We start from the raw sequence: 11,900 nt of genomic DNA on the forward strand, positions 1-11,900 counted from the left end.
GACTGTAGCTGTTTGAAGCTATTGCCAGTCAAGCCAAGAAAAAAGGCTGCACGGCGACATTGATATCCCTGTAAGCCAACAACAGGATCCACATATAAATTCAGTATCGCCTCAGGTTGTTCTTCCGCCACGGCTTCGATATCCATACCGCCTTCTGCTGAGACCATAAAAACAATACGTTGTGAACTTCGGTCAACCAGTACGGCCAGATAAATTTCACGACTGATATTGGTCGGTCTTTCTACCAGTACCTGGTGTACGGGCAGGCCTTCAGCTGTAGTTTGATGGGTGACAATATGTGTACCTAACATGCCGGCTGCGGCGGATTCTACATCATCCAGAGAATTCACCACTTTGACACCACCCGCTTTGCCGCGACCACCGGCATGAACTTGTGCCTTAACGACCCAACGCTCGCCTGCTAGTAACTCAGCGGCTTGTCGAGCTTGAGCGGGTTCAGCAACGGATTGACCTTGAGGTGTAGGCACACCGTATCGATTAAATAATTGTTTGGCCTGAAATTCATGCAGATTCATTGTATGTTCTTGCCTTACTTGGTTGTCTTTTCAACGCCAGCGACAGTTATCTTTTAATAATCTGCGATTTGTTGATAAAAACAAGATCTTAATTCAATGTCGAAAACGTTATATTTTCTCGCAATAGCGCAATAATTACCATCACTACACATGATATAGTTCACGCTGAATGCCTTAAACGAGTTTTTAGATGTTAACGCTATACCCAGAAATAGAACCTTATCAAACCCATTTACTTGAGAGAGAGACCTTATCTTCTGGAAAGAAACACGAAATTTATGTCGAAGAATGCGGCAATCCTGATGGGATTCCAGTTGTTTTTCTGCATGGTGGCCCTGGCTCAGGGTGTCGTCCACAACATCGTCAATATTTCGATCCTGAAAAATATCGTATTGTGTTGTTTGATCAACGTGGCTGCGGACGTTCTAAGCCCAGCGGTGAGCTTGAAAACAATACCACCGCGCATTTAGTCAGTGATATGGAGTATATCCGCACCCAGCTCGGTATAAATACATGGGTGATTTTTGGCGGTTCGTGGGGAGCGACATTGGCGTTGTGTTATGCAAGAGATCACGCTGACAACGTCATACACATGATATTGCGTGGTACATTTCTGGGGCGCCAGCAAGATATTGATTGGGTTTATGCTGCAGGAGGCGCTTCAAAGCTATTTCCGGAAGCATGGCATCGCTTAACGCATATGCTAGATGACTCGGAACAACTAAGACCACTGAAGGCTTACTATACTCGGCTAACCGATCCTGATGAGTCACTGCAATTATCAGCGGCTGCCATTCTTAACAGTTGGGAGGCGACGATTGTGACCATGCGAGATCATGAGTACGAAGCCGATTTAACTGAAGCGCCCGGCCCATTGGCCCACTCACGTATTCAGTTACATTATGCATTGAACCAATGTTTTATCGAAAACCGGCCTATCTTGAGCGAAATTGACTCATTACGTCATATTCCTACCCATATTATTCATGGTCGTTATGATATTGTTTGCCCATTACAGCAATCCTGGGAACTACACCAGGCATGGCCTGAAACAAGCTTAACGGTGTTACCTCTTGCGGGACATGCTGCGGGCGAACCTGCAGTGGTCGATGCCTTAGTCAAGGCTACCGATGCGTTCGCGGATGAACTGTAGTGATAGCCTTATTGCAGCGTGTGAAACAGGCTTCGGTTGAAGTCAATAATCAATGTATTGCTGAGATCGATCATGGCCTGCTGGTATTTGTGGGGTTTGAAAAAGACGACTCATCGGCGATGATTGAACGTCTGGTGGAGCGAGTGATCAATTACCGCCTGTTTGCTGATGTGGATGACAAGATGAATCTCTCCGTGAAAGATATTAATGGCGGATTACTGCTTGTCCCGCAATTTACCCTGGCAGCAAACACGCAAAAAGGCCTACGTCCCAGCTTTGCTTCTGCTGCATCGCCTGACATAGGATATCAACTGTTTAATGAGTTTGTTGATGCCGCTAATAAGCAGCATCCTAAAGTTTGTACCGGTCAGTTTGGTGCTGACATGCAGGTTAAACTCATTAACGACGGGCCAGTGACTTTCTGGCTTCAGAGCTAAACTACTGTTACAGGATTTTTTGAATGCGCATTATCAGAAACTTTATTGTCGGGCTGTTATTGGTATTGGTTGGCATTGCCGCCATCATGCTTATCCCATCGCCTCAACCGCCTGCCAGTAAACCATGGGAAGTGACTGTGATGCCTGACAATAATGTCCAAGTATTTGGCATTCATTTAGGTAAAACTGATTATAAAACGGCTCAACAAGCACTCCGTGTGTTTGGCAAAACAGCCATCTTTACAGATCCGGATAATAAAGCCACGGTTGAAGCCTATTTTGATAGTGTGAACTTAGGTGGTTTATCAGCCAAAATGGTGCTGAATCTCGTCGTAGATGAAGACAAAATCGCTGATATGTTGGAGCGAGCATCAGCAGGAAAACTACAACCTAGTGGCGCGCATCAGCATGAATTGGCAGAAGAAGATAAACAGTTTTTATTGTCATCACCTGTTGCAGCGATTACCTATATACCCAGTGTTCGTTTAGATGAAGAAATGATTCAAGAACGCTTTGGTGCGCCTGATAGCACTAATACAGGATTACCAGATGATGAAGGTAACGCAGACATAATTTGGCTTTATCAGAAGCTTAATCTCACGGTTATTTTTAGCAGCAATAATAAGACGCTATTAATTTATCAAACTAAATAAGCGTCTCTTTTTCTGCCAGTTCATAGAAGGCTTCTTCGCTAACAGGCTTACTGAATAAATAGCCTTGTGCACACTGGCAAGTATGCTGTCTTAGATAATTGAGTTGCTCGTTGGTTTCCACACCCTCCGCAACGACTATCAAGCCCAGGCTTTCCGTCATTGCCAGAATTGCATTGACGATGGCGGCATCGTCTTTGTCGGTGGTGACATCCCGTATGAAACTGCTATCAATTTTAAGTACATTCAATGGAAACTGTTTCAAATATGACAAGGAAGAATAGCCCGTACCGAAATCATCAATAGCTAAGCTAATACCCATTTTACTGAGCTCAGATAATGTTAAGGTTGCCAGCTCAGGATCTTCCATTAACATGGTTTCCGTAATTTCCAGCTCCAGATTTTTAGTCGGCATACCTGTCTCCGCAAGAATATAGCGGATACGACTGGCAAGATTACCGCCTTTAAATTGGCGGCCAGATAAGTTAACGGCTAATTTGAAGTCTTCCGCTAGCTTATGCTTAATATTTAAAAAGCACTGACACGCCTGTTTCAGCACCCACTCACCGACAGATTCAATCATGCCAGTATCTTCAAGAATGGGTATAAAATCTGCGGGTGAGACTAAGCCCCACTGTGTACTATTCCAGCGCAATAGCACTTCTGCACCGTTCATTTTTCCAGTATCGAGATCAATTTGTGGCTGTAAATGAATGAAGAATTCTTCTTGCTCGACGGCTCGTCTTAAAGCCGTTTCCATAGCAAGTCTTAATGAGGCTTGTGCGTTCATATCCGCAGAATAGAACTGGAAATTATTTCGCCCCGTTTTTTTTGCGTGATACATGGCGGCATCCGCATTTCTGATCAGCATGTCAACATCACGACCATCCGCTGGATAGAGGCTCACACCAATACTTGGGCTAATATTGATTTCAACACCATCAATAAAATAAGGTTGTGACATGGCATGAATTATTTTTTCAGCCACTTTCCCTACATATTGTGCAGATCGAATATTCTCCAGAATAACAGTAAATTCATCGCCGCCTAATCTGGCTACCGTATCACCTTCACGAATCGTCTCTTTAATTCGTTTCGCTACCTCTTTTAAAAGACTGTCACCTGCTTTGTGCCCTAAAGAGTCGTTAATATGTTTAAAGTGATCCAGATCGAGAAAGCAGACAGCAAGTCGGCCAGAGTCACGGTGCGCTTTGTGAATTGCATGCTCAAGCCGATCATTAAAGACATTTCTATTGGGTAAGCCTGTGAGACTATCTATACTCGCCAGATTGGTTAACCTTTCCTCATTTTGGCGCTGTGTTGTTACATCTTCAAATAACCATATCGATCCGTTTTGCGGGGCATCAGCTTCAATCGATTTGCCAGCCATAGCGCACCAGAACCTATCTCCATTTTTGCGAACTAATTCCAGCTGAGCTTCATAACTCTCCCCCACTGAGAGATATTGAGACACATGTTCGCCAAATTGTTCGTAGGCGATTTGGCTTGGATAGATAAATCGTGTTTTTTGTCCTTCAATCTCTTCACGACTATATTGGAATAATTCTTCAAACTTCTGATTAACTCGTATCACTCTTCTGTCACGAATAAAAGCGATCCCCACCATCGCGTTTTCTAAAATGGTGTTCAACTCTGATGTCATCTGATGCAATTGCTGATTCGTTTTCTTCCATTTCGTGATATCCGCTATGACACAGACCCAGACAAAGTCATCACTACCACTGATTATCCTGCTGACGGAAATCCATAATGAGAAAGCCGTACCGTCCATGCGAAGACCTTCATACTCACCACTCGACTCATCATCCAGCTCTAAATCATCAATTGATTCAGGCTTATTTGCTTCAGCAAAAAACTGTAATAAGTGCTGACCAAGAAGATCCTCAATAGCACCACCGAACATGCTGGCACCAGCAGGGTTTATATCAATGATATAACCTTCTTCATTAAGAGATAGAATGGCTTCTGGGACACTATTTAATACTGCTCTGAGTTGCTGCTTTTTATGCTGCATGGTGACTTTAGCTTTGCTGTAATCAGCAATAAGATTCTGGGTCACCTCAGCAAAGTGATTAAAATCTTTAGCCAGCATAGAGACTTCATTTTGAGTGGATGTCACTGATATTCTTGTCTCAAACCGCCCCTCAGAAAGTGACCGGATAGAGTCTTTGATGAGCACTAAAGGCTGGTTGATCCTATTGAATAAAATATACGCAAATATCATGACAGCACTCATGATAAAGACACTTACAACGATAATTTGCCACCATGAGTAATTGGCCGAAGTAACGTCATCACTGATCTCAGCATAATTTTGTAAATTGATATGTTTTATTAACTGATTGAGTTGCGTTGTTAAGCTCGACATCAGCTTGATAGAAACACTTTGCTCTCTGACTAACGCTGACTGTGTAGCTGTGCTCTCTTCTTCTATCGCTATCAATCCAGTTTCACCACCCATCAATACCCTGAGTGCTTCCACTTGCCTTTCTATGGCTTGTAACGTTTCAGACACATACATCAACTCAAAAGTCTGACTAGAGAAAGCATTAATATCCTGTTCGATCTGAGCAAAAACAGTATTAAACTGTTTTTTTGATTGAGAAAAATCAGATATATAGCCTGTTCGCAGAAACAACTTATAGTTGAGTAAACGAAGCTCATTGATATGACTTTTAAGAGGATTGGCTAAGTTTAGAAGCGAGACGAGGTTATCATTGCGCAGGCGTTTTTCGAGATCATCCATCAAATTTAGCAATGAGGCAGAAACACGCTCATTGCCAGCCTGCTTGGCTTTGATGTCACTGGCTAATTCAAGATGACGTTTTTTTAACTGGAAAAGCTTGCTATCAAGCACTAGATAATCTTGATATGTTGTTGATAAAGACTCTAATAAGCGGTGAGCCTCCTGCTGGTTATCCAAAGCCTCAGATAACAGCTGCGCATTTTCCTGGAACATGAGTTCAATTGCTGCTCTATCAGCAAATTCAGGTAATGCAGACACATCAGAAACACTAAGAAACTGTTGCTGTCGTTGTGCAAAAAGTAAAGCAGCTTGACTAAGCTGACGGCTGTTAGCTTCTATCGGCAGTAGATGCTCAATGAAAATAGACTGTGTCTCGGACATCAAATTATTGGCGTAATTAGCCATAATGCCCATAACAATAACAGCCACTAAGGTGATGGCTGCCCACAGTTGGAGCATATGTTTAATACTCCAGTTTTTAAACATTGAATGAATAACCGTATTGATTGAACATTTAGCCTTCCATAGCCTCAATCTTTACTCTCATCGTTATTTTCGGCTTCAGTCTGTTTTTGTTTTTCTTTGGGTGCTGAAGAAGATGACATATCATCGTCATCCATCAGTACCCGATTGGCAGCACCATCCATATCATCATATTGACCATTTCTGACTGCCCAGAAAAACACAGCAACACCGATAATACCAAGTAGTAACATACCTGGGAGCAAACCATAGATGACTTCCATCACATACTCCAAACTCTTCATTCATGACGACGAGGCGATGAAAAGAAAAAGAAAGACAATCCTGGCACAGTGAAGTTTAACTGGCTTTGTTCTATTTATTTCTTCACAAGTCTTCCGATTCTGGCAGAGTTTCCGATAACCAACAATGAACTAATCGGCATTGTGATGGCGGCAACTAACGGATTAACCCATGCACACATCGCTAATGGCACCATGATAACGTTATAGCTGATAGAAAGCATTATGTTCTGTCGAATGATGCGTAAGGTTGTACTGGCCAGCAATTTTGCTTCTGCCACTTTTATCAGCTCCTGATGTGATAAAACGACATCTGCACTCTCAACTGATACATCAGTCCCTGATGCTAATGCAATACCTACATCAGCTTGAATTAATGCAGGGGCATCATTGACACCATCACCGACCATAGCCACGATGTCACCTTGAGCTTGCATTGACTTCACAACAGCAGATTTATCCTGCGGTAATACTTCTGCAAACCGTTGTATATCTGAAAATGACTGGGTTACAGCATTGACCACTTCCAGACGGTCACCACTGAGTACCGTGACCTTGGTACCCATCGACTGTAACAACTGGATCGTCGATAGCGCATCCGGACGTAGCGAATCAGTCAATCCAATAATTCCCTTTATAGAGCCATCTACCGCAACGGAGACACAACTAATCCCTTGCTTCTCGTATTGAGACATTTTTTCGGTCAGATGCTCAGGGAAGTGAATATCCTGTGAGTTCAACCACTGACGTGTGCCTACAAGTATCAATTTATCGTCTATATAAGCCGTTACTCCCCGCCCGGGTATGGTTGTAAATTTTGTTATCGGAAGAAGTTTCAATGCAGATGAAGCGGCTGTTTCACATATTGCTGTTGCGATAGTGTGTTCTGAATTCTGTTCTACAGATGCGGCCAACTGAAGCAGTTCAGATTCGGTTAATTCTGCACAAGGTTCAACCATGTGAACATTTAACTGACCTGTTGTTAACGTCCCTGTTTTATCAAACACAAAATGATTGACTGAAGATAGGCGTTCGAGTGTTTCTCCTTGCTTCACCAGCACACCACGTTGTGCCCCCACTCCTGTAGCCACCGCAACAGACATTGGGGTGGCCAAGCCAAATGCACATGGACACGTCACCACTAATACTGACACCGCAGCCAGTAGTGCGACCTCAAAGTCAGACTGGAACCAATAAAGAAAGGTTAAAGAAGCCAGCGTTAATGTGATCAATACAAACCACGGCACAATTCTGTCGGCCAATGTTTGAATTGGTGCTTTGGACGCTTGGGCCTCATCCATCAGTGCAACGATTTTTGCTAAAGCGGTATTGCGTAATACCTGTTCAACACGTACCTGAAACGCACCTTCACCATTGATGCTTCCAGCAACGACCGTATCACCGACCTGCTTAACCACAGGAACAGATTCACCAGTCAGCATGGACTCGTCAACCGCACTCTCACCGTCAATGATAATTCCATCGACAGGAATACTTTCACCCGGTCTAACCAGTACCGTTTGCCCAATCTGTACTGCACGTATCGGCACAACTTCAGACGTATCATCAACTAAAACCGTTGCAAACTTAGGCTGTAACTCCAGCATTCGCCTGGTGGCCGAAAGCGCTTTCTTTTTCGAGATAGCTTCAAGGTAACGCCCCACCAGAATCACGAATAAGAAATTTACCACCGTGTCAAAGTAAACATGTCCGGTATCTAACTTATTAATGGTGGCATAGGTTGAATACAAATAAGTTGTCGTTGCACCGATCGCAATGGGTAGATCCATCGTCAGATAACGCTGTTTCAAACCACTGAGTGCACTACGGATAAAGGGATAGCCTGAATAGAGCAAGGTTGGTGTCGCTATCACAAAACCTATCCAGTGAAACCACTGACGAAACTCACCATCACTTGCGCCGCTGTATAATGCAATAGAAACCCACATCATATTCATCATTGCAAAACCAGCAAAGGCCATTCGATACAGCAAGCCTCTATGGCGCTTAGCTAGCGCTCCTTCAGCTGTTTCAGGATCAAATGGCACAGCAGAGTAGCCTATTTCAGCTAAACGATTCAATGCCGTTGATAGTGGAATAATTGAATTATCCCAGTGCAGTTTCAATCTTCGCGCGGTTAAATTCACTTCAGCATTGAGCACGCCAGGCAAAGCTGAAAGTGCATTTTCAATAAGCCAAACACACGCCGCGCAATGAATACCTTCTACCAATAGATGAATGGTTCTATCATTCTGACTGGTATCCGTAAAATCAGATTGAACTTCATCTAAATCATAGGCTGAGAGATCTCCCAGCATATCAGGTGGTGGCGAGAGTAAATCTGTTTCAGCCGCTTTTGTGTAAAAGCTTTGTAAGCCGGCACCGTATATTGTCTCGCAAACGGTTTGACAGGCATGACAACAAAAGACACGCTCCTCCCCGCCTATTTCTGTTTTGAATTCGTTCGGGTCTTTAACGGGTAGACCGCAATGATAACAAGATATTGCCAAAACTAATCCTGCGTTTCAGATACTGAATATGAATATTTAAGGATTAATTTGAATCCGACGTGTTAGCACATATTTATCGTCACCACGGTGAGCTTCGATGATAATGTCCCAGCTTCCAGGTAAAGCAAAACTGACATCAGTCACAAAACTTCCATGGCCTGATGGGTGCATCTCTGCCGAGAAGTCTTGACGCTTATCGGATGGTCTATAAGCAAAGAACTTAACTGAATCCAGCATCAGGCCAGCTGAGTTCTGTCCGGTAATCACTGCTTCATAGGTTTGGACTTGATTGACTCTAGAGGAAGTTGGCATCAATAAAACGCCTGACCAACCAAGGCTTTTTTCTTTTGCAATTTCTTCTTCAGTTTTGGCGTATGCCTGACCTTTTTCATAAAAGTCTTCAATGACAAGGTTTGGCGGAGATTTAAACGCTAAATAGATAAATACAGCGTTAGCGCTCAGAAAAACCACTAAAAATACTAACATCCCCAGTACCCATGGGTTTTTCATTGCTTGGCTATTTTCTTGGGAAATTTGCATTCTCTTCCTCATCTACTCAGGTGCCATGAACATACTTTCATATGAAGTTGATATGGCTGAATTATTGATTACTTCAGCTTTAAATTCTATAGGCATCAAGCCTTTAGTTACTTTATCATCGGGTACGCGAACCAAGGCTGTTACGGGCACCACTTTACCCGGCTCAACCGTAATTTTATCACTCATTCCATGCAAGGTCGCACCCTCAAGTCCAAGTACATCGTATCGGACTTCTATTGGAGTTTTTGTTTTGTTTAACATTTTTAATGTGTATTTATTCTGAATACCACCATCACTCAGACGAACATATAATGGCTGACGATCATGAATTACTTGGAACTCTGTTGGTGATAATGTAAAAAAGCCATAAATCACTCCAGATAACGCTGTCAGTAAAATTAAGCTATAAATAATGACACGTGGACGTTTATACATCGGTAAAACGTTCTTATCGTGATGTAATTCCTTGTATGACGCATAACGAATCAGACCTCGCGGTTGATTGGTTTTATCCATAATGCTGTCACAAGCATCTATACACATACCGCAAGTGATACAGCCTTCTTGCTGCCCTTTTCTAATATCGATCCCTGTCGGACAGACAGCAACACACACTTTACAGTCGATACAACTGCCTTTAGATTCATCTTCAAGCTGACCCTTTTTCAATTTACCTCGGGGTTCACCACGTTCAGCATCATAGGCAGGCAGAATGGTGTCTTGATCGTACATGACACCTTGAAGACGAGCATATGGACACAGCCAAAAGCAAACTTGCTCGCGCATAAAACCGGCGAAAACGTAGGTAAACACACCAAAAACGGCCATCGATATCCAGACAGGAAGAGGCGCTTGTAGGGTGAAAATATCAGGCCACAATTGATAAGCATCAGTAAACCAGGCAGCAAATGAAATACCTGTTATCAGTGCAATCGCAATCCATAAGGTATGTTTTGTCAGCACCCTAGTCACTTTATCTATAGACCAAGGGGCTTGTTTAAACTTCATGACTTTTTGAGGACTGTCTCCCTCCAGCTTCGTCTCTATGAATGTATAGATATCAGTCCAAACGGTCTGGAAGCAGAAGTAACCGCAAAATACACGGCCAGCGATACTGGTCACGGCAGCGAGTAAAATAGCAAAAAACAGTAAGGTTAACGACAACATCCAGATATCTTGTGGATAGATCGTTAACTGAAAGAAATTAAACTCACGTTCTGGAATATCAAACAAAATTGCCTGTTGACCATTCCAGCGTAAGTATGGTCCCAAGAAAAATATCAGCCAAACAGACATGCCAATCCACTTTCTTAATCTGAAACGCCCTTTAACACGCTTAGCAACGACCTTCTGGTCACCGGTATTAACGTGCCAATCAGACACTTCTTCGTAGATTTGGGTGACATCATCATTGACGTTTGATTGTGTTTGACTCATATCATCTCCGGAAAAAGATTTAGCTCGTGTATTTTAACACACGCCCAATATTATATTAGTATTTACTGATATTAATTCGTTATAAAAAAGCCGACGTTTGTCGGCTTTTTTTCGTTTAAACGAATGTCGGATAAAATTATTTATCGTCTAAGTTTTTCATGATTCTGTAACCGATAACACCTATCACAACAATGGTCAGTACAACGGATACGATCGCTCCAATAACAACTGCGTCAATATGCATATCTCTTTTCTCCTGAAAAAGACTATCAAAACTCCCAGTCACTCCACTGGGAGTTTTAATATTAATTATTGACCACCACCTAACTGATGGACATAAACAGCTAATTTCTTAATTTCAGTCACAGATAAACGTTCTGTTTCATCACCTTCGTATTCAGGCTCTTCATCCCATTTCTCTGCTTCAATTTTCACTGCAAGCTTCTCATTCCAAGCAGGCATGATAGCAACACGGGTTAAAGGATCAGATGGGTCGTTAACACCGTGCAAAATGGTGTAACGAATTTCTTCTGGATCCCCTGAAAAACGCCAGATTTTGTCGGTTAAGTTTGCTGAGCCAAGTTCATGAATACCTTTTGCATCAGCACCATGACAACCAACACAGCCTTTCGCGTTATACAGTTTCCAGCCTGCTTCAGTCGCTTCTCCGTTAGATAAATTCACAACAAACTTAACTAAGCTATCTACTTCTTCAGGTTTTAGAGTCTTTTGATGAGACATCATCATGCCATGACGTCCTGCTGCTAGAGAAGCGACGATAGTGTTGATATCACCGCCATATAGCCAATCATCATCAGCAAGAATTGGATAACCAGAGTTTGGCGCTGGCACACCACCAGTACCATGACAAGCGGCACAATTATCACCGAATAACACTTTACTTGAACCAACTGCATAGTTACGCATTTCAGTGTCAGCAAGAATTTCTTCAGCTGTCATTGATGCCAGTTTTTCTTCAAACGGTGCTCTAACATCTTGAACCTTAGCTAAATCTTCTTTGTATTCTTTGATTTGAGTCCAGCCCAACAGTCCTTTAGTACTGTCATTAATCAACGGCAGTGATGGATAAAGGATAAAGTAAACCA

10 protein-coding genes are annotated in these 11,900 nt (G+C 42.7%); 3 read left to right on the plus strand and 7 right to left on the minus strand.

Translation table 11 applies throughout. From position 1 onward, the window contains the following. On the minus strand, positions 1-536 hold a 536-nt coding region (locus B4K20_RS06145; protein ID WP_289282264.1), incomplete at its 3' end, for an ATP-grasp domain-containing protein. Positions 537-726: 190 nt separating this feature from the next. Here B4K20_RS06145 and pip point away from each other — a divergent pair. The 3 genes from pip to B4K20_RS06160 are packed head-to-tail and all read left to right on the plus strand — an operon-like array spanning position 727 to position 2,779. Continuing rightward, a complete protein-coding gene (gene pip / locus B4K20_RS06150) occupies positions 727-1,689 on the plus strand; it encodes a prolyl aminopeptidase (RefSeq protein ID WP_289282265.1) in 963 nt (320 codons plus the stop codon). Continuing rightward, on the plus strand, positions 1,689-2,126 hold the full coding sequence (dtd, locus tag B4K20_RS06155; RefSeq protein ID WP_286305191.1) for a D-aminoacyl-tRNA deacylase: 438 nt from the start codon (positions 1,689-1,691) through the stop codon (positions 2,124-2,126). The genes pip and dtd overlap by 1 nt, the downstream gene beginning before the upstream one ends. 23 nt (positions 2,127-2,149) lie before the next feature. Next, positions 2,150-2,779 carry a lytic murein transglycosylase gene (locus B4K20_RS06160; RefSeq protein WP_286305192.1) on the plus strand — a complete coding sequence of 210 codons (630 nt, stop codon included), beginning with the start codon at positions 2,150-2,152 and terminating at the stop codon, positions 2,777-2,779. On the opposite strand, the gene B4K20_RS06165 is transcribed toward B4K20_RS06160, so the two are convergent. From B4K20_RS06165 to B4K20_RS06190, 6 genes are all read right to left on the minus strand, one after another. After that, complete coding sequence (locus B4K20_RS06165) at positions 2,772-6,002, minus strand: EAL domain-containing protein (protein ID WP_289282266.1); 3,231 nt, start codon at positions 6,000-6,002, stop codon at positions 2,772-2,774. The two genes, B4K20_RS06160 and B4K20_RS06165, sit on opposite strands and share 8 nt — an antisense overlap. A gap of 71 nt (positions 6,003-6,073) precedes the next feature. Beyond that, positions 6,074-6,289, minus strand: a complete 216-nt coding sequence (gene ccoS / locus B4K20_RS06170; protein WP_286305194.1) for a cbb3-type cytochrome oxidase assembly protein CcoS — start codon at positions 6,287-6,289, stop codon at positions 6,074-6,076. A gap of 95 nt (positions 6,290-6,384) precedes the next feature. Beyond that, on the minus strand, positions 6,385-8,817 hold the full coding sequence (locus tag B4K20_RS06175; RefSeq protein WP_286305195.1) for a heavy metal translocating P-type ATPase: 2,433 nt from the start codon (positions 8,815-8,817) through the stop codon (positions 6,385-6,387). A 36-nt stretch (positions 8,818-8,853) separates the two neighbouring features. Continuing rightward, positions 8,854-9,357 (minus strand): FixH family protein, encoded by a 504-nt coding sequence (locus B4K20_RS06180; protein ID WP_286305196.1) that lies wholly within the window; start codon positions 9,355-9,357, stop codon positions 8,854-8,856. A 12-nt stretch (positions 9,358-9,369) separates the two neighbouring features. Continuing rightward, the gene (ccoG, locus tag B4K20_RS06185; protein WP_286305197.1) at positions 9,370-10,794 is read right to left on the minus strand and encodes a cytochrome c oxidase accessory protein CcoG; all 1,425 of its coding nucleotides are present in this window, start codon (positions 10,792-10,794) and stop codon (positions 9,370-9,372) included. Positions 10,795-11,103: 309 nt separating this feature from the next. Continuing rightward, positions 11,104-11,900, minus strand: a 797-nt coding sequence (locus tag B4K20_RS06190) for a c-type cytochrome (RefSeq protein WP_289282267.1), incomplete at its 5' end; no start/stop codon positions are given.

Source organism: Methylophaga sp. UBA5088 (assembly GCF_002414625.1).
In the GTDB taxonomy this organism is placed as follows: Bacteria; Pseudomonadota; Gammaproteobacteria; order Nitrosococcales; family Methylophagaceae; genus Methylophaga; species Methylophaga marina.

Bases quoted from the DNA above. Each gene is read 5' to 3' on its own strand.
- B4K20_RS06180 (WP_286305196.1), bottom strand. From the start codon at position 9,357: ATGCAAATTTCCCAAGAAAATAGCCAAGCAATGAAAAACCCATGGGTA.
- B4K20_RS06165 (WP_289282266.1), bottom strand. From the start codon at position 6,002: ATGCTCCAACTGTGGGCAGCCATCACCTTAGTGGCTGTTATTGTTATG.
- ccoS (WP_286305194.1), bottom strand. From the start codon at position 6,289: ATGGAAGTCATCTATGGTTTGCTCCCAGGTATGTTACTACTTGGTATT.
- B4K20_RS06160 (WP_286305192.1), top strand. From the start codon at position 2,150: ATGCGCATTATCAGAAACTTTATTGTCGGGCTGTTATTGGTATTGGTT.
- pip (WP_289282265.1), top strand. From the start codon at position 727: ATGTTAACGCTATACCCAGAAATAGAACCTTATCAAACCCATTTACTT.
- ccoG (WP_286305197.1), bottom strand. From the start codon at position 10,794: ATGAGTCAAACACAATCAAACGTCAATGATGATGTCACCCAAATCTAC.